Annotated in this window: 21 protein-coding genes; 6 read left to right on the top strand and 15 right to left on the bottom strand. The window is 64.4% G+C overall.

Annotated features, from left to right (window positions below; all coding sequences use genetic code 11):
* Position 1 precedes the first annotated feature (1 nt).
* Positions 2-856 carry a DUF1499 domain-containing protein gene (locus CIT40_RS09485; protein WP_094892193.1) on the top strand — a complete coding sequence of 285 codons (855 nt, stop codon included), beginning with the start codon at positions 2-4 and terminating at the stop codon, positions 854-856.
* 72 nt (positions 857-928) lie between these two features.
* On the opposite strand, the gene CIT40_RS09480 is transcribed toward CIT40_RS09485, so the two are convergent.
* From CIT40_RS09480 to CIT40_RS09465, 4 genes are all read right to left on the bottom strand, one after another.
* A complete protein-coding gene (locus CIT40_RS09480; protein WP_094892192.1) occupies positions 929-1846 on the bottom strand; it encodes an MBL fold metallo-hydrolase in 918 nt (305 codons plus the stop codon).
* A gap of 144 nt (positions 1847-1990) precedes the next feature.
* Positions 1991-3205: an acyl-CoA dehydrogenase gene (locus CIT40_RS09475; protein ID WP_094892191.1), complete on the bottom strand. Its 1215-nt coding sequence runs from the start codon at positions 3203-3205 to the stop codon at positions 1991-1993.
* Positions 3206-3334: 129 nt separating this feature from the next.
* Entirely contained in the window at positions 3335-4411 is a 1077-nt protein-coding gene (gene ribB, locus CIT40_RS09470; protein ID WP_094892190.1) for a 3,4-dihydroxy-2-butanone-4-phosphate synthase, read from the bottom strand.
* 146 nt (positions 4412-4557) lie between these two features.
* On the bottom strand, positions 4558-6288 hold the full coding sequence (locus CIT40_RS09465; protein ID WP_094892189.1) for a cation:proton antiporter: 1731 nt from the start codon (positions 6286-6288) through the stop codon (positions 4558-4560).
* A 67-nt stretch (positions 6289-6355) separates the two neighbouring features.
* Between CIT40_RS09465 and CIT40_RS09460 the strand changes: the two genes are divergently transcribed.
* Positions 6356-6883 (top strand): DUF3124 domain-containing protein, encoded by a 528-nt coding sequence (locus CIT40_RS09460; RefSeq protein ID WP_162307424.1) that lies wholly within the window; start codon positions 6356-6358, stop codon positions 6881-6883.
* A 243-nt stretch (positions 6884-7126) separates the two neighbouring features.
* Positions 7127-8356, top strand: a complete 1230-nt coding sequence (locus tag CIT40_RS09455) for an aminotransferase-like domain-containing protein (RefSeq protein ID WP_094892187.1) — start codon at positions 7127-7129, stop codon at positions 8354-8356.
* Positions 8357-8363: 7 nt separating this feature from the next.
* Here CIT40_RS09455 and hpaD read toward each other — a convergent pair whose 3' ends face one another.
* Both hpaD and CIT40_RS09445 read right to left on the bottom strand, forming a co-directional pair.
* A complete protein-coding gene (gene hpaD, locus CIT40_RS09450) occupies positions 8364-9218 on the bottom strand; it encodes a 3,4-dihydroxyphenylacetate 2,3-dioxygenase (RefSeq protein ID WP_094892186.1) in 855 nt (284 codons plus the stop codon).
* An 18-nt stretch (positions 9219-9236) separates the two neighbouring features.
* Positions 9237-9509 carry a helix-turn-helix domain-containing protein gene (locus tag CIT40_RS09445; RefSeq protein WP_026202606.1) on the bottom strand — a complete coding sequence of 91 codons (273 nt, stop codon included), beginning with the start codon at positions 9507-9509 and terminating at the stop codon, positions 9237-9239.
* 155 nt (positions 9510-9664) lie between these two features.
* On the opposite strand from CIT40_RS09445, the gene CIT40_RS09440 reads away from it, so the two are divergent.
* Positions 9665-10117 carry a hypothetical protein gene (locus CIT40_RS09440; protein ID WP_162307423.1) on the top strand — a complete coding sequence of 151 codons (453 nt, stop codon included), beginning with the start codon at positions 9665-9667 and terminating at the stop codon, positions 10115-10117.
* A 95-nt stretch (positions 10118-10212) separates the two neighbouring features.
* Positions 10213-10440 (top strand): hypothetical protein, encoded by a 228-nt coding sequence (locus tag CIT40_RS09435; protein ID WP_094892391.1) that lies wholly within the window; start codon positions 10213-10215, stop codon positions 10438-10440.
* Between the two features lie 172 nt (positions 10441-10612).
* Here the strand turns inward: CIT40_RS09435 and CIT40_RS09430 are convergent, their stop codons facing one another.
* The 5 genes from CIT40_RS09430 to CIT40_RS09410 all read right to left on the bottom strand — a co-directional run bounded on the left by CIT40_RS09430 (position 10613) and on the right by CIT40_RS09410 (position 15857).
* Positions 10613-11431 carry an aldo/keto reductase gene (locus tag CIT40_RS09430; protein WP_094892184.1) on the bottom strand — a complete coding sequence of 273 codons (819 nt, stop codon included), beginning with the start codon at positions 11429-11431 and terminating at the stop codon, positions 10613-10615.
* Positions 11432-11652: 221 nt separating this feature from the next.
* Positions 11653-13227 (bottom strand): alkaline phosphatase D family protein, encoded by a 1575-nt coding sequence (locus CIT40_RS09425; protein WP_094892183.1) that lies wholly within the window; start codon positions 13225-13227, stop codon positions 11653-11655.
* Positions 13228-13524: 297 nt separating this feature from the next.
* Entirely contained in the window at positions 13525-13944 is a 420-nt protein-coding gene (locus tag CIT40_RS09420; RefSeq protein ID WP_094892182.1) for a hypothetical protein, read from the bottom strand.
* 108 nt (positions 13945-14052) lie between these two features.
* Positions 14053-15054 (bottom strand): NAD(P)H-dependent flavin oxidoreductase, encoded by a 1002-nt coding sequence (locus CIT40_RS09415; RefSeq protein ID WP_094892181.1) that lies wholly within the window; start codon positions 15052-15054, stop codon positions 14053-14055.
* Between the two features lie 65 nt (positions 15055-15119).
* Positions 15120-15857 (bottom strand): SDR family oxidoreductase, encoded by a 738-nt coding sequence (locus CIT40_RS09410; protein WP_094892180.1) that lies wholly within the window; start codon positions 15855-15857, stop codon positions 15120-15122.
* 163 nt (positions 15858-16020) lie between these two features.
* Between CIT40_RS09410 and CIT40_RS09405 the strand changes: the two genes are divergently transcribed.
* The gene (locus CIT40_RS09405) at positions 16021-16485 is read left to right on the top strand and encodes a winged helix-turn-helix transcriptional regulator (protein ID WP_094892179.1); all 465 of its coding nucleotides are present in this window, start codon (positions 16021-16023) and stop codon (positions 16483-16485) included.
* 112 nt (positions 16486-16597) lie between these two features.
* On the opposite strand, the gene CIT40_RS09400 is transcribed toward CIT40_RS09405, so the two are convergent.
* From CIT40_RS09400 to CIT40_RS09385, 4 genes are all read right to left on the bottom strand, one after another.
* Complete coding sequence (locus tag CIT40_RS09400) at positions 16598-18217, bottom strand: DHA2 family efflux MFS transporter permease subunit (protein WP_094892178.1); 1620 nt, start codon at positions 18215-18217, stop codon at positions 16598-16600.
* Positions 18214-19362 carry an HlyD family secretion protein gene (locus tag CIT40_RS09395; protein WP_094892177.1) on the bottom strand — a complete coding sequence of 383 codons (1149 nt, stop codon included), beginning with the start codon at positions 19360-19362 and terminating at the stop codon, positions 18214-18216. Before CIT40_RS09395 ends, CIT40_RS09400 begins: the two co-directional genes overlap by 4 nt.
* Positions 19363-19554: 192 nt before the next feature.
* Positions 19555-19713: a hypothetical protein gene (locus CIT40_RS09390; protein WP_167443335.1), complete on the bottom strand. Its 159-nt coding sequence runs from the start codon at positions 19711-19713 to the stop codon at positions 19555-19557.
* Positions 19714-19735: 22 nt separating this feature from the next.
* On the bottom strand, positions 19736-20110 hold the full coding sequence (locus CIT40_RS09385; protein WP_094892176.1) for a PRC-barrel domain-containing protein: 375 nt from the start codon (positions 20108-20110) through the stop codon (positions 19736-19738).
* Between the last annotated feature and the right edge of the window lie 117 nt (positions 20111-20227).

Raw genomic sequence — 20227 nt, 5'->3', positions numbered from 1 at the left:
GATGGCCCGCAGGTTTTTCGCTCCCTATCAGTCGGAGCCCGTGTCCAGTCTCGCGAGCTGGGCGCGCAATCTGGCCGTGTTCGCGGTGGTGGCGGTGGTGGTCTCGGTCATCATCGTCCGCTTCGATTTCCTGGAGCCGAAGCCGGCGCTTGCGACCTTCTTCGGCGGGCTCGCGATCTCAGGCCTGTCGATCCTGTTCGGGCTCGCCGGCTTTGCCGCGATCTGGCAGAACGGCTCGCGCGGCATGGCGCGCATCCTGCTCGCGTTCCTGATCGACGGGGCGATCCTGGCCTATCCCGCCTATCTGGCCTTGCAATATCGCAAGCTGCCGCCGATCTACGACATCACCACCGACCCGATCGATCCGCCGCGTTTCGAGGCGCTATCGCGCCTGCGCACCGGTGAGGGCACCAACACCGCGGTCTATGCCGGTCTCTATTCGGCGGAGCAGCAGCGCCACTTCTACCCTGATATCGAGCCCGTCGAGCTCGAGATTTCCGTCGACCGCGCCTATGCGATCGCGCTTCAGCTCGTCAACAAGCGCAAATGGATCGTCATCGACGATCGCGCACCGCAGCCGCCGCGCCGCATCGGCCGCATCGAGGCGGTGGCGCGGACGCCGATCATGGGGTTTCGCGAGGACATTTCGATAAGATTCGTGCCGGACGGGGACGATTCCCGTGTCGACATCCGCTCGGCCTCGCGAAATTTCGACAGAGATCTCGGCAGCAATGCCGCCCGCGTCAAGAAATTCATCGACGATCTCAACACCGCCGCCGATGCCGACGCGCTCAAGCCGGTGAAGAAGACCCCGGTGGCGCCACCGAAGGTGCCGGCGAAGACGGTGAAGAAGTGAAATTGGCGAATGGCGAGTAGCGAATGGCGAGTAGCGAATAGCGATGTCCACTCGCTACTCGCCATTCGCTGCTCACGCCATCCGGTACGTTCCGCCAATCACGGGATCGCCATCCGTCGCGACCACGCCGCGCGCGACCAGATCTTCCAGGTGCGCCAGCACGGAATAGCCGGCGGCCGTCGTCAGTCTGGGGTCGATGCCGATATAGATCGCGCGGACCATGGTCGGGATGTCGGTCTCGCCCTTGGCGAGGCGATGCAGGATCGAGGCTTCGCGCGCCTTGCGGTGACGGATCAGGAAGCGCACGAAGCGCTGGCCGTCGGGGATCTCAGGGCCGTGGCCGGAGAAATAGAGGTCTTCCTCGCGTGCGGCGAGGCGGTCGAGCGAGTCCATGTAGTCGATCATCGAGCCGTCGGGCGGCGCCACGATCGAGGTCGACCACCCCATCACGTGATCGCCGACGAAGTTGAATTTTCGCTCCGGCCAGGCGAACGCCAGATGATTGGCGGTGTGCCCCGGCGTCGCCACGGCCTCGAGCCGCCAGCCGTCGCCTTCGACGACGTCGCCATGGGCGATGTTGACGTCCGGTGCGAAATCGCGGTCGGCGCCGGATTCCGGATTGTGCTTCTCGCTCTCAAAACGCGGGCGCGAGGCCCGGTGCGGGCCTTCGGCGTAGACCGGCGCACCGGTCGCCTGCTTGATCCGCCCGGTGTTCGGCGAATGGTCACGATGGGTATGGGTGACGAAGATGTGGCTCACGGTCTCGCCGCGCACGGCATCGAGCAGCGCAGCCGCATGGGCCGCATCATCAGGACCGGGGTCGATGATCGCGACATTGCCTCGGCCCACGATGTAGCTGACCGTGCCGGTGAAGGTGAACGGGCTCGGATTGTTGCAGAGCACGCGGCGCACGCCGGGCCGGACTTCCTCGACGATGCCGGCCTTCAGCGGAAAGTTGCGGTTGAACGGGACGTCGTCATTGTCGGACATGGCCTGCTCATTCCTTGCTGACTTCGTCATGCCGGGCCTTGTGCCGGGCATCCACGTTCTTCGCTGGAGCTACAACGTGGATGGCCGGGACGAGCCCGGCCATGACGGAGTTGGAGAGTTCTGCCGCCTCGTACCCGCGCGCTCTCAGAAGAACGCCTGAATGCCCGTGATGGCGCGGCCGAGGATCAGCGCGTGGACGTCGTGAGTGCCCTCGTAGGTGTTGACCGTCTCGAGGTTATGGACGTGGCGCATCACGTGGTACTCGATCGAGATGCCGTTGCCGCCGTGCATGTCGCGCGAGACGCGGGCGATGTCGAGCGCCTTGCCGCAATTGTTGCGCTTCATGATCGAGATCATCTCGGGCGCGAACTTGCCCTCGTCCATCAGGCGGCCGACGCGCAAGCTACCCTGCAGGCCGAGCGCGATCTCGGTCTGCATGTCGGCGAGCTTCTTCTGCACCAGCTGGGTCGCGGCGAGCGGCTTGCCGAACTGCTTGCGGTCGAGCGTGTACTGGCGTGCGCGATGCATGCAATCCTCGGCCGCGCCGAGCACGCCCCAGGAGATGCCGTAGCGGGCGCGGTTGAGGCAGCCGAACGGACCCTTGAGGCCGGAGACGTTGGGCAGCAGCGCGTCTTCCGCAACCACGACGCCGTCCATCACGACCTCGCCGGTGATCGAGGCGCGGAGGGAGAGCTTGCCGCCGATCTTCGGTGCGGACAGGCCCTTCATGCCCTTCTCCAGCACGAAGCCGCGGATCTGGTTGTCGTGCGCGGCCGACTTGGCCCAGACCACGAACACGTCCGCGATCGGCGCGTTCGAGATCCACATCTTGCTGCCGGTGAGGCGATAGCCGTCCGCGACCTTCTCGGCACGGGTCTTCATGCCGGCCGGGTCGGAGCCGGCATCGGGCTCGGTCAGGCCGAAACAGCCGACCCACTCGCCGCTGGCGAGCTTCGGCAGGTACTTCTTGCGCTGATTCTCGTCGCCATAGGCGTAGATCGGGTACATCACCAGCGAGGACTGCACCGAGTTCATCGAGCGATAACCGGAATCGACCCGCTCGATCTCGCGCGCGACGAGGCCATAGGCGACGTAGCTCGCATTGGCGCAGCCATATTCCTCCGGCAGCGTGATGCCGATCAGGCCGAGCTCACCCATCTCGTTGAAGATCTCGCGGTCGGTCTTCTCCTCGAGATAAGCCTTGGTGACGCGCGGCAGCAGCTTGTCCTGGGCGTAGGCGCGAGCGGTGTCGCGCACCATGCGCTCGTCTTCGGTCAGCTGCTCGTCGAGCAGGAACGGATCATCCCACTGGAAAGAAGCCGCAGCCGGCTTGTCCTTGGCCTGGGGGCGCACGCTCATGAAACGTCCTTTCGTCTGGTTCCGTCAAAATTTGCCCGACAAACTAAAGCGCCGCGGCAACAAGTGCAATTGCATCCTGATTTCGGTCATTCCGGGGCGCGCTCCGGCGCGAACCCGGCAACGGCGTCGTCAGCTTTCGAGCAGCTCGTTGGCGACGATCTCGATGCCGAAGCCCGACAGGCCTTTGTAATCGTGCACCGAGGAGGTGAGATGCCGGATCGAGGTGACGCCGAGGTCGCGCAGGATCTGCGCGCCGACGCCGACCTCGCGCCACTGGCGGTTGCGGTCGGCTTCCGACGCAGACTCGTCCGGCAGCGCCGCCACGGGGACACCGGCCGCGCCGTCGCGCAAATAGACCAGCACGCCACGGCCGGACTTCTTGAAATGCTCGAGCACGGCGGCCATGCGCTTGTGGCCGGTGAAGATGTCCTTGACGATGTTCGGCTTGTGAAAGCGCGTCAGCACGTTCTTGCCGTCGCCGACGCCGTTGTAGACGAATGCGACGTGGGCGATGGAATCGAACGGCGAACGATAGGCATAGCCCTGCAAGGGGCCGATCGGGCTTTCGGTGACGAAGGTCGAGACCCGCTCGATCAGCTTCTCGCGCGCCTGGCGATAGGCGATCATGTCGGCGATGGTGACGTGCTTGAGCTTGTGCTGGGCGGCGAAGCGGGCGACCTGCTCGCCCTTCATCACGCTGCCGTCGTCGTTCATGAGCTCGCTGATGACGCCGACCGGCGGCAGGCCTGAGAGCTTGCAGAGATCCACGGCGGCCTCGGTATGGCCGGAGCGCAGCAGCACGCCGCCGTCCTTGGCGATCAGCGGAAAGATGTGACCGGGGCGGGCGAAATCATTGGCGCCGGCATTGGGATTGGACAGCGCGCGGCAGCAGGAGGCGCGCTCCTCGGCCGAGATGCCGGTGCCGCCGTCGGGCTTGTAGTCGATCGACACCGTGAACGCGGTGGTGTGCGCGGAATCATTGTGGGCGACCATCGGATCGAGCCGCAGCCGGCGCGCATCCTCGGTCGTGATCGGCGCGCAGACGATGCCGGAGGTATGGCGGATGATGAACGCCATCTTCTCGGCGGTGCAGAGCGAGGCGGCGACGATGAGGTCGCCCTCGCCCTCACGGTCGTCGTCGTCGGTGACGACGACGAGCTCACCCCGGGCAAAGGCCTGCAAGACTTCCTGGACGCTATCGGGCATGTCCCAATCTCTATCGGTTATGAGCGGGAGGCTTAGCCGGAGTTGAGCCGGGGCGCTAGTGTCCTGGACGCAACCGCATATGCCGCGGGCAGGCCTGCCAAGCTGGGACAGGCTTGCACCGAAGATACCAGGAATTCAGGCGCCCGTCAGGGCAGCACTTCGCGGCGCTCACCAAGCCGCTGATCGAGCTCGGCGCGCTTGTCGTCGAGCAGGCCGGCCTGCGCGGCCTCGATCACGGTAAGGAGTTCATGAGCGTCGCTGAGCCGGGTCACGGTGACGTAGCTGGCGCCGGCGGCATAGAGCTCGTCCACGTCCGACAGGAGATCGGCCGTGGCAACGATCATGGCGGTCGGGTTCAGGGCGCGGACGTGGCGGACCAGCTTCTCGTTGCTGGCGCCCTTCAGCAGCGCATCCGGCACGCTGAGGATGATCATCTCGGACTTGCCAACCCCGGCATGGAGCAGCGTATCGGCGCTGCTGATGTCGCCATAGATCACGTGCAGGCCGCGCGACAGCAACGTCTGGTACACATTGGGGTTGAAATCGATCACGGTGATCTGCTCCAGCAGCACCGGGGCCTGCCGTTCGATCTCGGCCAGCAGGGCGCTCGCCGCACGGAAAAAGCCGAGGATGACGATACGGCGGGCCTCGCCATGGCCGCCCTCGTGTGCCTCCTCGCCATGGCCGTTGCCGTGGTCGAGATCGCGCAGGCCGATCCGCTTCAAGGGGCCGATCGCCCAGCGGGTGATCTCGTCGCTGCGGCTCATCGCGAAGGTCGAGAGCACCGCGAGCACCACGAAGGCGAAGGAGGCGGCATTCGCCGTCTGCGCTGCGATATGGTGATCGTTGACGCCGGTCTGGATCACCACCAGCGAGAACTCGGAGATCTGCGCGAGGTTCAGCGCCGGCAACAGGCTGGCGCGCAGGCCCTGCTTCATCAGATAGAGCGGCGTGAAGGTGGTGACGAGGCGGCTGACCACCGTGAAAGCCGCGATCATCAGCGCCAGCCCGATCACGGAGAGGCCGGGCACGGGAATGGTCATGCCGAGCGCGACGAAGAACAGCGTGATGAAGAAGTCGCGCAGCGTGGTGACCTTGGCGGTGACGTCGAGCGCGTAGGGAAAGGTCGAGAGCGAAACGCCGGCGATCAACGCGCCCATCTCGCGCGACAGCGACAGCCGCTCGGCGGTCTCGGCGACGAGAAAGCACCAGGCCAGCGCGCCGAGCAGGATCAGCTCCGGACGCCGGGCGATCTGGTGGAACACGCGCGGCAGCACGTAGCGGCTGACCAGCAGCGCCGCGGCAACCAGCACCGCGACGCGGCCGATCGAGAGCAGGATGACGCTGACTTCCAGATTGGCAAGGCTCGGCTGCACCGCCAGAAACAGGATCGCGAAGATGTCCTGGAGCACCAGCACGCCGAGCGTGATGCGCCCCGGCAGCGTGTCGAGCTCGCGTTTCTCGTAGAGCACCTTGACGATGATCACGGTGCTCGACAGCGCGCAGGCGACGCAGAGATAGACCGCATCGAAATGGCCGCCGCCGAGCGACAGGCCGATGCCGACGAAGAACAGGACCCCGAGCAGGCAGCCGCCGAGCAGCTGGCCGCCCGCCGCGAACAGGATCACCTTTCCCGCCCGCACGATCTTCTTAAGGTCGATCTCCAACCCGATCATGAACAGCATGAAGATCAGGCCGAGCTCGGAGATGACGCTGATCGATTCCTGCGAATGGACCCAGCCGGCGCCGAATGGACCTATGCAGAAGCCGGCGATAAGATAGGCCAAGATCAGCGGTTGCCGGGAGAAATGGGCGAGCAGGCCCAGCATCCAGGCAAACAGAATACAGAGAGTGATGTCGCGAATGAGCTCGTGCATGCCAAATTGGTCCGTTTTGCCGCACCCTAGAGCCGGGTTGCGGCGCGGCAAGCGAGCAATTCGTCACATGCGAAGCGGGCTGTTCGCAGCAATGCTGCTATGCCCGCTCGCCTTTGCCGTGCCCGCCGCCGCACAATCCAAGGTCAATATCGAACAGAACTTTGCCGATTCCCTCACCGCAATGCCGAAGGAGGAACTAGCCGTCTCCGGCGGGTTCTACGTGCCCGCCTATTCCAGCGTCGCAATGAGCCAGGGCAAGCTGCGCGTCGACTTCTCGGTGACCCTGAGTGTTCACAACGCCTCCGAGACGCAAGCACTGGTGCTCAAACGCATCGCCTATTTCGACACCGCAGGCAAGCAGGTCGAGAGTTATCTGAAGGCGCCGGTGGCCTTGAGGCCGCTGGCCACCGTCTCGATCTTCATTCCGACCGATGACGTGCGCGGCGGGACCGGGGCCAATTTCCTGGTCGACTGGGCCGCGACAGGCGAGATCGCCGAGCCGGTGATCGAGGCCCTGATGGTTGGCGGCGTCGCCAATGCGCATTACGCGTTCATCAGCCAGGGCCGTCCGACCAGGACGGCCATGAAGAAATAGAGGCCGTTGCCGCGCTTCGAGCCAGCGCTGCGCGGCCGCAGATCAAAAACCGCGAAAACAACCCCATGCACAGTAGAACGGTTCTGCGAAATCAATGGCTTGCCGGCCTGCTCAAAACAGATGCGGATTTTACGAACCCTATTTGACGCGTCGGGCAAAACACTGGCATGATGACATGATCGACATCACGGCACACGGTCCTCGCCAGGCCGGCTGCTCAATAAAAAACGACGAGGAACGCCCATGACGTCCAGCTTCGATTTCGCGCCCCTGTTTCCCGCAGGGCTGCCGGCCCCTTCTGCGCGCTGGACGGGCCTTGCCAAATACAGCTTCGTCGGCGGCAACAACGATTCCGAGCAATTGCCGCTCGAGGGCCTGATCGAGGCGACCAATTCCGCCCTGCAAAAGGAGGGCCGGTCGCTGGCGACTTACGGGCTGGCGCATGGCCCGCAGGGCTATTTGCCCTTGCGCGAATTCCTGGTGGCAAAGCTCAAGCGCGATGCCGGCATCACCTGCACCGTCGACGATCTCATGATCGTGTCCGGCTCGCTCCAGGCGCTCGACCTCGTCAACGCCACGCTGCTGACCCGGGGCGACACCGTGATCTTCGAGCAGGACAGCTATCAGGGCTCCCTGACCCGCCTGGCGCGGCTCGGCGTCAACGTCGTCGGCATCCCCCTCGACAAGGACGGCATGCGCATGGACGCACTGGGCGCGACGCTGGCCGACCTGAAGAGCCGCGGCATCCGGCCGAAATACATCTACACCATTCCGACGGTACAGAATCCGACCGGCAGCATCATGCCGGAGAGCCGCCGCGCCGAGTTGATACGGCTCGCGACCGAGTATGGCGTCCCGATCTTCGAAGACGATTGCTATGCCGACCTGGTCTGGTCGGGGCAGCGGCCGCCGGCGCTCTACGCCATGAGCCCGAACGGCGTGATCCATATCGGCTCGTTCTCGAAATCAATCGCGCCGGCGCTGCGCGTCGGCTTCATCGTGGCGCCGTGGGAGGTGATGTCGCGGATGCTGGCGCTGAAGACGGATGCCGGCTCCGGCGCACTGGAGCAGATGGTGCTTGCCGCTTATTGCAAGCCGCATTTCGCAAGCCACGTGCCGGCGCTGACCAAGGCGCTGCGCACCAAGCTCGACACGCTGATGGAAGCGCTGAACGAGCAGTTCGGGACCGCGGCGGAATTCGAGGAGCCGAAGGGCGGCATCTTCCTCTGGGTGAAGCTGCCCGACCAGGTCGATACGCTGAAGCTGTATCAGGCCGCGCTCGCCGCCGGCGTCTCGATCAATCCGGGACCGGAATGGTCGACCAACAAGAGCCACTCCAGCTCGCGCCTGCGGCTGTGTTTTGCAAGCCCTTCGCATCAGCAGATCCGCGAGGGCGTCGCCGTGCTGGCCGAGGTCTGCCGCAAGGAGTTCGGCGTGCCCGCCCGCAGCGCCAATGTGGAGAAGCGGGCCTGAGCCGCCCTCACGCCTCGACGTGAAACTCCACGTTGACCTGGCCGGAGCCGGACGAGGGAAAATAGTCGCAGAGCTGCTCGGCCGCGCCGCGATAATCATGCCAGCCGAGCGCGGCGAACAGCATGATCGTGTCGGCCATGCCGCCTTCGCCGTTGCACTTGGTGGCGTAGTCCGGAAGCATGTCGAGGAATTCGCGATAGCGGCGGCTCTGCCACAACTCGAGCACGCGCAGGTCGACCTGGCGGTTGAACTCGCTGGCGATCGAGGTCCAGGCCTCCGGGCCAAGCTTCTTGTTCGGCCACAGCCGATGCGACAACGAACCGCTGGCGAGAACGGCGACCCGTTCACCGGAGTCATCGATGGCGCGCCGGACCGCTTCGCCGAGAATCCGGCTCTCCTCGAACGAGGTGAACAACGGCGAGGCGACCGAAACCACCTTCGCGAAGCCGTCTGGATTCATATAGTGCATCGGCACGATGGTGCCGTATTCGAGCCCGAGGCTGGCCACCTGATGGGCGATCACGTTGAGGCCGGCGTCCCCGGCCCTGCCGGCGATGGCTTCGCCCAGGCGCGTGTCACCCGGCAGGTCGTAGCGCAGATCCTGGATCATCTGCGGCGCCTCGTGGCTCGTGAACGCGCCGCGGTGCCGCGCATTGGCATTGATGTGGTAGCCGAAATTGGAGAGCCAGTGGGTATCGAACACCACGAAGCTGGTGACGCCGCGCTGTTTCGCCCGCCGGCCGAGCTCCCGCAGCGACCCGACGGCGGCTTTGCGCGCGTCTCGTAGCGGGCTCCCGGGCGCCTCCGACAGCATCAACGATGGAACATGGGTGACCTTGGCCGCGAGTACGAGTTGCCCCATTGCAGTCACCTCGAAGCGTCAGGCCGCCTGTGGCTGACTGCCGTGGATCGCGGAGGCCAGCCGCAGCAAGAGCACGATCGAGACGTTGCCCTTGCCGGCCTCGATCTGGGCGATATAGCGCTCGGAAATCCCGGAACGGCGGGCCAGCTCGCGGCGCGACAGGTCGCAGCGCATGCGCGAGGACCTCAAGCGATCGCCCAGCTCGGTCAGAAACGCGGTCTCGGAATACGGCGGCACAGCACAGCTCCCCGGCAGCACTTCGCCCGCAAAATCCATGACTTGATTCAGCATTGGTCTATCCAGGTTCGCCTTCGGGACCGCCATTCTACCCCGGACAAGGCCGGTCTCATTGACGCGGATCAAATTCGCGAGCGATGGGCGGCGGCCATGGACGCACGCGGGCGGGATGCTACATTGGAAATCTTCGAGGCGGGGTCTTTCAGGACATGGCGCATTGTTTGAGCCGCTGGATCGCGGCTGCGATCCTGTGGGCGGCGATCCCCTCCACGGCAGGTGCCGGGACTTTGACCGCGACGGTCGAGCAATGGGGCCTGCTCGGCTCGTGGGCGGTCGACTGCGCGGCCCGGCCCGACCGCGACAAGGGCGCGCTGCTGACTTACGAAGTCCGGAAGGACGGAAGGGTGATGTACCGGCGCGATTTCGGCGAGGCCAGGGACGAGAACGAGGTGGTGTCGGCCACGATCGGCGCCGAGGGCCTGCTCAATGTGATGGTATACCTCCCCTCGCTGCATCAGACACGTGAGTTCGGGCTGCAGCTGGAAAAGGACGGTAGCCTCCGCGCGATCTACAATCGCAGCGAGCGCGGCGAGTACACGATCCGGGACGGCAAATACGTCGCGACGGGCGCGCCGACGCCGAGACAACAACGTTGCGATTAGCCACCTGAACAGACGTTCAGAATTTTCCCGCAGTTCCTCCGGAACGTTCGCATCTGTGTGCGGTTTAGATGTGCATTCTTTTGGAGGAGGACATCATGAAGAAGATTGGTTTTGTGGTTGCGGCCCTGGGTGCTCTTGCGATCGCGGCGCCGACGCTGGCAAGCGCAGAGACCGTGGTGATCAAGCGTGGCGGTTATCACCATCATCACGGCCCGTACGGCGCTCGCGCCGAATTCCGCAGCCACCGCGACCATGGCTGGCATCGTGGCTGGCACAATCGCGACCGGGTCGTGGTGATAAAGCGCCATCGTCACTGGGACTAAATGCAGAGCGCATACGGAAATGGCCCCTCGCGGGGCCATTTCTTTGCGCGCGCAGTCTTGCAGGGTGGGTAAAGCGAAGCGTGCCCACCGCTTCGACGATGATTGAAGAGATCTGGTGGGCACGGCGCAACTGCGCCTTTGCCCACCCTACGACTATTTTGCAGCTCGCCTTCTAATCCCACGCCGGCCCAAAGCCCGGATTGACGCAGCGCCTGTCCTTCGGGAGCGCGGCGATTTTTGCGCGGTCGGCATCGTCGAGCGTGATCTTCAGCGCATCGAGATTGGCCTGCTGGCTCTCGCGGCGCGAGGCCTTCGGGATCGCGGCGACGCCGTCCTGGTCGAGCAGCCATTTCAGCGCCACCTGCGCGGCAGTCGCGTCGTGCTTGACCCCGATCTCCGCCAGCACCGGATCCGAGGCGATGCGGCCCTGCGCCAGCGGACAATAGGCCACCAGCGGGATCGACTTGGCCTTGAGATAGGCCAGCACCTTCGATTGATCGAGCATGGCGTGATATTCGATCTGGTTGCAGGCAATCGGCGCCTTGACGTCCTCGACCGCGGTCTTGAGCAGCGCCGTGGTGAAGTTCGCAACGCCGATGGCGCGCGTGCGGCCCTCCTCCTTCAGCTTCATCAGCGTCTCGAACACCGCACCCCAGTTCGCGGCCTTCGACGGCCAGTGCACGAGATAGAGATCGACATGGTCGAGCCGGAGCTTCTTCAGGCTGGCATCGAAGGCGCGGCGGATCGCGTCAGGTGCCAAATTCTCGTGCCAGACTTTTGTGGTGACGTGCAGCTCGCTGCGCGGCAGGCGAGCCGCGGCAAGGGCAGCGCCGATAAATTCTTCGTTGGCATACATCTCGGCGGTGTCGATATGGCGATAGCCGATCGACAGCGCGCTCTCGACCGCGGCGCGGCAGGCATCGCCCTGCATGCGGAAGGTGCCGAGGCCGAGCTTTGGCATGTTAATGCCCTGGGTCTTCAGATTGTCCATGAACAGGCTCCTGACATATCGATCCCGCCGGTCGCGCGGTGAGGCCGCGGGGAACAGTCTCTCTGGTAATGGAAAAGAGATGGCGGGAGCCAGTAGTCTAGCGCGCCAGCAGGGCGGCGGCCAATCAAGATCGGGTTAGCTTCATGCCACGATGTCTACCGACGTCATGGCCGGGTCAAGTGTTTAGCCCGGCCATGACGACGGAAAGAACCCGCCGTCCCTCATGAATGTTGCGCCACCACGGCTGGCCGTGCCTGCGGCTGCGGCACGATGTCGACCGACCAGAGGTCGCGATTGTCGACGTCCTTCAGGGTCACCGTCATGACGCCGCTGGTGCCGTCGATGTCGACGCGGCCGAAGAATTGCAATCCGAAACACGGCGCCAAATTCTCGCCCTGCGCTTCGCTGCAGCCGTTCTGGTACATCGCGACCGGACCGAAGGTATCGTCGAGCTCGCCCGGGCCCCAGGTGCCGGCGTGCAGCGGGCCGGAGACGAACTCCCAGAACGGCTCGAAGTCCTGAAACTGGGCCTTGCCAGGATCGTAATAATGCGCGGCGGTGTAATGCATGTCGGCGGTCAGCCAGACGATGTTGCGGAGGCCGGCGCGCTTGATGAAGCCGAGCAGATCGGCGATTTCATGCTCGCGCCGGTCGGGCGGCCCATCGCCCAGCGCGACCGCGTCGAGGCTGATGAGGCCGATCGGCAGGTCGGCGGCAATCACCTTCCAGGTCGCGCGCGATGCCGCCAGCTCCCGCTTCAGCCAGGCGAGTTGCTCGGCGCCCAGAATCCAGCCGCGGTGATCACCGCCCTTGTTCCAGCTGTCGTCACGATGGCTGCGCATGTCGATCATGAAGACGTCGAGCAGCGGGCCGTAGGCGATCTTGCGGTACACCCGGCCCTGCCGCGCGCCGATGTCGCGGATCGGCATGAAGTCGAAGAAGGCGCGGCGGGCGCGCGCGACCAGGCGCGGAGTGCCGTCGTCCTCATAACCGGCCTCGTCATGGCTGCCGGTGGGCGACCAGTCGTTGGTGACCTCGTGGTCGTCCCATTGCGCGAACATCGGCACCTCGGCGTGGAAGGCGCGAAAATTCTCGTCGAGATGGTTGTATTTGTAATTGCCGCGAAACTGCGCCAGCGTATGCGCGACCTCGGACTTTTCCTCGGTCACGAGGTTGCGCCAAATCTCGCCGTTCGGCAGCTTCTGTTCGGAAGGGACCGTGCAATCGGCGTAGATGTGATCGCCGGAGTGGATGAAGAAATCCGGGTGGTTGTCGAGCATGGTGCGATAGCTGCGATAACCGCCGCGCGCGACGTCGATGCCCCAGCCCTGCCCCGCCACATCGCCGGACCACAGGAACGAGATCGATTGGCCGGCGGCCGGCGCGGTGCGGAAATGGCCGACGCGGCTTTCGCCGGCAATGCCGGTCGCGATGTCGTCGAAGCGCACGCGGTAGAAGATGTCCTGGCCGGACGGCAGATCGTCGAGCTGCAGCTTGGCGGTGAAATCGGCGTCGGGCACAGCGTCGCGCGAAGCTGACGCGATGATGGTCCTGAAACTCTCGACGGTCGAGCATTCCACCTGCATCCGCGCGGGCCGGTCGGCGCGCGCCCAGATCACGGCGGAGCCGCCGGAGACATCGCCGGATTGAATACCGCCTGCGATCCGCGGCCGGTCGGCGGCGCGGCTGAGATGGGGCGCGGCGAGCGTGCCGAGCGAGGCGACGGCGAAGCTGGAGGTGGAGCGGACCAGGAATTGCCGCCGGGTCCATGCGCGCGAAGCGCGGAGCGTTGCCATTCAGGAAACCTTCGTCGAATCGCGACGGAAGGTGCCTGCGCTCCTTGACTCCCGGCTTACGGTTTCTTGACCCCGCGCCTACGGTTTTGCGACGCGGGGATGACGAATGTGATCGCGGCGGCGACAGAGCAAGCGCCTCGCCCTTCGAGACGACCGCTGCGCGGTCTCCTCAGGGTAAGGCTGACTGGGAATGCCGTTCGCTGATCTGGCGCAAGATACACCCGGCGTCATCCTGAGGGCCTGCCGAAGGCAGGCGTCTCGAAGGATGGCAGCAATCGAGCTATCGCCCGATACGTGTTACCGCTTCCAGTCGCAGATGCCGCCGGTGCGGCACGGCCAGGTCTGGATGCGGGTGTCCATCGCCTGCGCGTCGAGCGGGTTGCCGTGACGATGGGCGAGCTTGGCGCGCGCCGCGCCGCGCGGCTGGGCGGGCCTCGCATGCGCGACCTTCGGTTCGGCTATTCGGACGCGCTCGGCGGCAACCTTCTTCGGCACGTCGACCGGCTCGGCGCGGGCCTGCGCCTCGTTGCCGCCGCGCGCTTCCAGCGCAACCGGCGCGAACTGCGTCTCGGGCCCGAGCCGTTTCGGCGACAGCACGGCCCTGGAGAGATCGAGACCGAGATATTCGTCGGGCTTGTAGTCGTCGGCGCGTGCGAAGCCGCCCCATCCGATGACGAGGGCAACGGCAACTGCGAAAGGAATGCTCTTCAGGACCACGTACGCCTCCTGAAATTGATTTTGAAAGAGGTAATTTACCTCTATTTAGGAGGCGTCGCGCGCAATTCCAGCGGCCAAGTGCCGCCGTGGTTAAGAACTTTGGCGGTGTCAGGCGACCTTTCGGGCCGGACCCGTTCCGTCGAGGAACCCCATCAGACGGCTGCGGATGATCTGTTCCGCCTCGCTCATGATGCGATCGACGAGTTCCTTGCAGGAGGGGATGTCGTGAATCAGCCCGGCAACCATGCCGCAGCTCCAGGCACCGGCATCCATTTTGCCCTCCAGCATGATCTGGGGATAGACGCCCGCAACCTGGTCGTGGATGTCGTCGATCTTCAACTTGTCGCCCTTCTCGCGCTCGATCTCGATGAGGCGATCGACATTGGCGTTCCTCAGCACACGTTCGGTGTTGCGCAAGGACCGCATGATCAGGCGGGTGTCGAGCTCGGTCGCCGCAACCAGCGCATTCTTCACGTTCTGATGCACAGGCGCTTCCTTGGTGGCGATGAAGCGCGTGCCCATGTTCATGCCGGCCGCGCCCAGCGACAGCGCCGCGACGAGGCTGCGTCCGTCGGCCATGCCGCCGGACGCCACGAACGGAATCTTCAATTCCTCCGCCGCCCGCGGCAGCAGGATCATGTTGGGAATGTCGTCTTCGCCGGGGTGACCGCCGCACTCGAAGCCGTCGACGCTGACGGCGTCGCAGCCGATCCGCTCGGCCTTGAGCGAGTGACGCACCGAGGTGCATTTGTGGATGACCTTGATGCCGGCGGCCTTCAGTGCCGGCATGTATTGTTCGGGGCTGCGGCCCGCCGTCTCCACCGCCTTGATGCCACCCTCGACGATGGCCGCGATGTATTCCGGATAGGGCGGCGCTGCGAAGGTCGGCAGGAAGGTGAGGTTCACGCCGAACGGCTTGTCGGTCATGTCGCGGCAGCGCGCGATTTCCTTGGCGAGCAATTCCGGCGTCTTCTGCGTAAGGCCGGTGATGATGCCGAGCCCGCCGGCGTTGGAGACGGCAGCGGCCAGCTCGGCAAAGCCGACGAAATGCATGCCGCCCTGGATGATGGGATGCTCGATGCCGAACAGCTCGGTGATCGCGGTCTTCACTCAAATACCTCCCGGAAATTTTGCCTGGTCATTGGGTCCAGTTTAACCGGACTTTTGCGCCGCGGTCACCATTTCTCTCCGAACGGGCGGATCTCCATCTCGAAGGTCCAGGCACTCTTCGGCTGCTGGTAGAGCTGCCAATAGGCATCCGCGACCGCCGAGGGCGGCATCAGCAGATCGGGATTGTCGAGCGCATTGGGCCCCAGCGCCTCGAGCCGGCGCTGCCGCACCCACTCGGTATCGACGCCGGAATCGATGATGAGATGAGCGACATGGATGTTCTTCGGACCGAGTTCGCGCGCCATCGCCTGCGCCACCGCACGAAGTCCGAACTTGGCGCTGGCAAAGGCGGCAAAGCCGCTGCCGCCGCGCAAGGACGCCGTCGCGCCGGTGAAGAAGATGTTGCCGCCGCCGCGCGGCAGCATCAGCCGCGCTGCTTCGCGGCCCGCAAGGAAGCCGGAATAGCAGGCCATCTCCCACACCTTGCGAAACACGCGCTCGGTGGTGTCGAGGATCGGAAAATTGACGTTGGCGCCGACGTTGAAGATGCAGACCTCAAGCGGGGCATGCCTGTCGGCGTCGTCGAGGAAGGAGATGATCTCCTCCTCCTTCCGCGCATCGAGCGAGCGGGCGTGGATCTCGCCGCCGGCGGCCTCGATGTCGCTCACCAGCGGCGCCAGCTTGTCGCCGTTGCGGCGGCCGGCGAAGACCGTGAACCCTTCAGAGGCAAATTTCCTGGCGATCTCGGATCCGATGAAATCGCCGGCCCCGATCACGGCGGCTGTCGCGTTTCGCTTGGGCAAGGTCGCCTCCTCCGTGAGAGCGCTGTGTGATTGAGATGGAGGCTATAGTTCTAAAATAGAACTGTCAAATTTTTAGGCGAAATGCTAGCTTCACCACGAAATTGTCTCGAACATTCAAGTCCGTTCCTTTTTCTGACTGACGAGGCCGGGCCGGAGACCGATCATGAAGTGGGACACGCTGGACGAAGAGCAATGCTCGCTCTCCCGCACCGTGGCCGTGGTCGGCGACCGCTGGACGCTGCTGATCCTGCGCGAATGTTTCCTGCGGGTGCGCCGGTTCGAGGGATTTCAGTCCTCATTGCAGATCACAAGGCACCTGCTCTCGGAGCGGCTGAAGAAGCTGGTGCGCTTCGGCATCCTGCGCCGCGTTCCCTATTCCGAGGCGCCCAAGCGCTACGAGTACATCCTCACGCAAAAGGGCCTCGACCTCTACCCGATCATCATGGCGATGGTGCATTGGGGCGACACCCATATGGGCGACGAGCGCGGCCGCCCGTTGCTGCACGAGCACAAGTCCTGCGGCAAGCTGTTCGATCCCGTGATGGTGTGCTCGGAATGCGGCGAGCCGCTGCATGCCAAGCAGGTGCATGTGCATGCGGGGCCTGGACGGAAAGAGGCGGTGGGGTGAGCTGCCCCCCAAAATTCGCGTCATTGCGAGGGAGCGCAGCGACGAAGCAATCCAGAGTGCTTCCGCGTCAACAGTCTGGATTGCTTCGTTGCGCTCGCAATGACGGGAGGGCTCAATGCCCCCGCGCCGACCCACCCAGCTTGATCGGCCGCAGCACCGCCGCCGTGGGGATCATCAGCACTGCGATGATCGCAAGCGTCCAGAACACGTCGATATAGGCGAGCAGATCAACCTGCTGCTGCAGGGTGCGCCCGATCCACGCAAGCGCTTGCGATGCTGCATCGCTCGCGTTGGAGCCCTGGGCCTGGAAGTAGCGCGTCATCGCGTCGATGGTCTGCTGATAGCCGATGTCGGACGGCGCGGCGTGCTCGATCAGGCGGCTCTGGTGAAATTGCTGGCGCTGCGCCAGCACGGTTTGCGCCAAGGCGACGCCCATGGATCCCCCGATGTTGCGGGCAACGTTGATCAGGGCCGAGGCCTGGTTGGTCTTGTCCGGCGGCACGCCATCGTAGGACGCGGTCGTCACCGGCAGGAACAGGAATGGCAGGCCCAGCGCGAGGAAGATGCGCGACAGCGCCGCATAGCCATAGGTGATATCGCCGGTGAGCCCGGTGAGATGCCACATCGAGAGCGCGACGATGGCAGCGCCGAGCATGATCAGATATTTCGGCTGCACCGTGCTGACGAGCCGGCCGACCACCGGCATCAGCACCAGGGTGGCGATACCGCCCGGTGACAGCGCGAGGCCCGCCAGCATCGCCGTGTAATTCAGCTCGGTCTGCAACAGCTGCGGCAGCAGCTGGGTGGTCGAGATCAGCACCGCGCCCGTGCCCAGCATCACCAGGAAGCAGGCGGCGAACTGGCGCCGGCCGAGCAGGCGAAGATCGACGATCGGATCTTCCCGCGTCAGCTCCCACGGGATCAGCGCGACCAGCGAGACGACGGCGAGCACCGCGAAGACGATGATCATGTTCGAGCCGAACCAGTCGTTGCGCTGGCCCTCGTCGAGCACGAATTCCAGCGATCCCAGTCCGATCGCAACGAGTAGGAAGCCGATATAGTCGACGCGCAAGCCTCTGCTCAGCAGCCTTTCCCGCTCCTCCTGCGCGCCCGAGGGCTCCTTGACCAGCGTGCCGACCAGAGACAGCGACAGCAGGCCCATCGGCACGTTGATCAGGAACACCCAATGCCATGTGTAGGTGTCGGTGATCCATCCGCCGAGGGTCGGACCGATGACGGGCGCCACCACGACGGCGACGCCGTAGATCGCGAAGGCCTGGCCGCGTTTGTGCGGCGGAAACGAGTCGGCGAGGATCGCCTGCTCGCTGGTCGCCATGCCGCCGCCGCCGAGACCTTGCAGGATGCGGAACAGGACGAGTGATTCAAGATTCCACGCGAAGCCGCAGAGCAGCGAAGCAAAGGTGAAGGTCGCGACGCATATCATGTAGAAGCGCTTGCGGCCTATCACGGTCGAGAGCCAGCCGGAGATCGACAGCACGATGGCGTTGGCGACGAGATAGCTGGTGATGACGTAAGTGCTCTCGTCGATGCCGACGGCGAGGCTGCCTGCGATGTGACGCAAGGAGACATTGGCAATGGTGGTGTCCAGCACCTCCATGAAGGTCGCGATCGAAACCACGAAGGCGATGAGATAGGGATTATGTCCGCCTGCAGCCGAGCGCTCCGGCGACCAGCCGCCTGCGGACGCGCCGCCCTGCACTGCGTCCGTCATCGCACCCTGGTCCAGGGCACGACCGACATGCCGGGACCGACGGGCAGACCAGCCGGCCAGTTGTCGACCACGATCTTCACCGGCACGCGCTGCACCACCTTGACGTAATTGCCGGTCGCGTTCTCCGCCGGCAGCAGGCTGAACGCGGTGCCGGAGCCCGGCTGCACGGAATCGACATGGCCGGTGAGCTTGCGGCCGGGATAGGCATCGATGCGGATCTCGACCGGCTGACCCGGACGCATGTCGCCCAATTGCGTCTCCTTGTAATTGGCGACGATCCAGACCTCGTCCGGCACGAACATCATCAGGCTCTGTCCCGCCGTGACGAAGGTGCCCTTGGCTCCGGAGAGCTTGACGACACGACCCGATTGCGCCGCGACGACATGGGTGTACTGCAAATTCAGCTTGGCCTGATCGAGCTGCGCCTGCGACTGCTCGAGCTGCGCCTCGGCGCCTTCGAGCTGGGCTTGCAATGTCTTGATACCGAGTTGTGCCGACGTCACCGCCGTCTTGGCGCGTTCGGTGTTGGCCTGCTGGGCCTGAAGATCGGAACGGGTCTGCTGCTGGCGCTGCACCGTGCCGGCCCCCTTCTCGACGAGTTCCTCGGCGCGCTTGAACTCCTCTTGCGAAAATTGCAGCTGAGCCTGCGCCTGTTCGAGTTGAGCCTGGGTCTGCTTGATCTGCTCTTTCTGCGATTCGATCTGCGCTTCGACATTGGCGATGTTCGCCTTGGCGCTGGCCACCTGCGCATTGGCCTGATCGATGGCAATACGGTAATCGCGCTCGTCGATCTTGGCGAGGAGATCGCCGGCACTGACGTGCTGGTTGTCCGTCACCGGGATGTCGGTCACGTAGCCGCCGACCTTTGACGCCACCGAAAAGCTGCGCGCGGCGACGAAGGCATCGTCGGTGGATTCATAGTGGCGGGCGTCGAGCCAATAGAGCAGACCGCCGATGAGGGCTGCGATCAGCACGATGGCGCCGCCGGTGGCCAGCAGCCAGTGCGCACGAAGCCGGTCACGCAGCGATGGTGCCTGGGCCGGCTGCCTGTTCTCGCTTTTTGGATCGGGAGGCGTACTTGGAGCTTCCGTCGTCCTCTGCGGCCGCTCCGCGGACGGCCCACGCTCCCGGGTCTGAGCATCCACGGGCAACACCTCTTTCAGGAATAGACCTTGCGCCGGGGTGGCATGAGCCGCCTCGCCGGCCGCGAGCTAACCGCATTGCCGAAGCATGGTTCCGCTCGAGAAGGCGCTACTGCCATTCGCGAGTGCCTGCTCAAAAAGCAAGCGCGGCATCGGGATGCCGCGCTTGCTCCGTCGTCACCGAAAATTTATCTGTCAGTGCGTCTTGGTCTCGTGCCATTTCTCGAGATCGGGCTTCGCCTCGTCCGATCCCTGCTCCTTTTCCGGATTGCCCTTCCAGGGCTTGTCGGTTTGCCGGTGCGAGCCCCAGTCGCTCTCTTGCCGGGGATCGTCCGCAGGGGTCTCCTTACTCACTGTTCTGTCCTCACTTGCAGGGTCACGCAAACGGAACGCCGTAATAGGAATTGATGCCGCGTACCGCGGCGTCATCACCCCAGTTCCAATCACTCCGTTCGGCGTATTTCGGCGCGCCTTCGAGTTCCTTGGTGGTGATGCCGGTGACATACCCGCCAAGTTCCGTGTCGTACTTCAGCGACTGCCAAGGCAACGGGTAGTGATCGTTGCCAAGGCCCAGAAATCCGCCGAAGCCCAGCACGGCGTAGGACACCTTGCCGCTGACCTTGTCGATCATCACGCGTTCGATCGAACCGATCTTGTTTCGATCGGCCCCATAGACCGAGGTTCCCTCGACCTTGTCGCTGCCGATCAGCCGGCCCATTTCGTCGCGATCCATTTCACCCTGATTCAGCATCGTCGTTCCTCCACTCAGCCAATGGGAATCAACCGGACAGGCGAGCGATCGTTCCGGCACCGATGTTCCCGACGGCAACCCAGGAACATCGCGAAAGAGGAGTCGTTCTCTGAGCTT

Source organism: Bradyrhizobium amphicarpaeae (assembly GCF_002266435.3).
Taxonomy (GTDB): Bacteria; Pseudomonadota; Alphaproteobacteria; order Rhizobiales; family Xanthobacteraceae; genus Bradyrhizobium; species Bradyrhizobium amphicarpaeae.
This window is presented reverse-complemented; position numbering and strand designations above follow the sequence as displayed.

Excerpts from the sequence above, each read along its gene's own strand:
- CIT40_RS09485 (WP_094892193.1), top strand. The coding sequence starts at position 2 with ATGGCCCGCAGGTTTTTCGCTCCCTATCAGTCGGAGCCCGTGTCCAGT.
- CIT40_RS09480 (WP_094892192.1), bottom strand. The coding sequence starts at position 1,846 with ATGTCCGACAATGACGACGTCCCGTTCAACCGCAACTTTCCGCTGAAG.
- CIT40_RS09475 (WP_094892191.1), bottom strand. The coding sequence starts at position 3,205 with ATGAGCGTGCGCCCCCAGGCCAAGGACAAGCCGGCTGCGGCTTCTTTC.
- ribB (WP_094892190.1), bottom strand. The coding sequence starts at position 4,411 with ATGCCCGATAGCGTCCAGGAAGTCTTGCAGGCCTTTGCCCGGGGTGAG.
- CIT40_RS09465 (WP_094892189.1), bottom strand. The coding sequence starts at position 6,288 with ATGCACGAGCTCATTCGCGACATCACTCTCTGTATTCTGTTTGCCTGG.
- CIT40_RS09460 (WP_162307424.1), top strand. The coding sequence starts at position 6,356 with ATGCGAAGCGGGCTGTTCGCAGCAATGCTGCTATGCCCGCTCGCCTTT.
- CIT40_RS09455 (WP_094892187.1), top strand. The coding sequence starts at position 7,127 with ATGACGTCCAGCTTCGATTTCGCGCCCCTGTTTCCCGCAGGGCTGCCG.
- hpaD (WP_094892186.1), bottom strand. The coding sequence starts at position 9,218 with ATGGGGCAACTCGTACTCGCGGCCAAGGTCACCCATGTTCCATCGTTG.
- CIT40_RS09445 (WP_026202606.1), bottom strand. The coding sequence starts at position 9,509 with ATGCTGAATCAAGTCATGGATTTTGCGGGCGAAGTGCTGCCGGGGAGC.
- CIT40_RS09440 (WP_162307423.1), top strand. The coding sequence starts at position 9,665 with ATGGCGCATTGTTTGAGCCGCTGGATCGCGGCTGCGATCCTGTGGGCG.
- CIT40_RS09435 (WP_094892391.1), top strand. The coding sequence starts at position 10,213 with ATGAAGAAGATTGGTTTTGTGGTTGCGGCCCTGGGTGCTCTTGCGATC.
- CIT40_RS09430 (WP_094892184.1), bottom strand. The coding sequence starts at position 11,431 with ATGGACAATCTGAAGACCCAGGGCATTAACATGCCAAAGCTCGGCCTC.
- CIT40_RS09425 (WP_094892183.1), bottom strand. The coding sequence starts at position 13,227 with ATGGCAACGCTCCGCGCTTCGCGCGCATGGACCCGGCGGCAATTCCTG.
- CIT40_RS09405 (WP_094892179.1), top strand. The coding sequence starts at position 16,021 with ATGAAGTGGGACACGCTGGACGAAGAGCAATGCTCGCTCTCCCGCACC.
- CIT40_RS09400 (WP_094892178.1), bottom strand. The coding sequence starts at position 18,217 with ATGACGGACGCAGTGCAGGGCGGCGCGTCCGCAGGCGGCTGGTCGCCG.
- CIT40_RS09385 (WP_094892176.1), bottom strand. The coding sequence starts at position 20,110 with ATGCTGAATCAGGGTGAAATGGATCGCGACGAAATGGGCCGGCTGATC.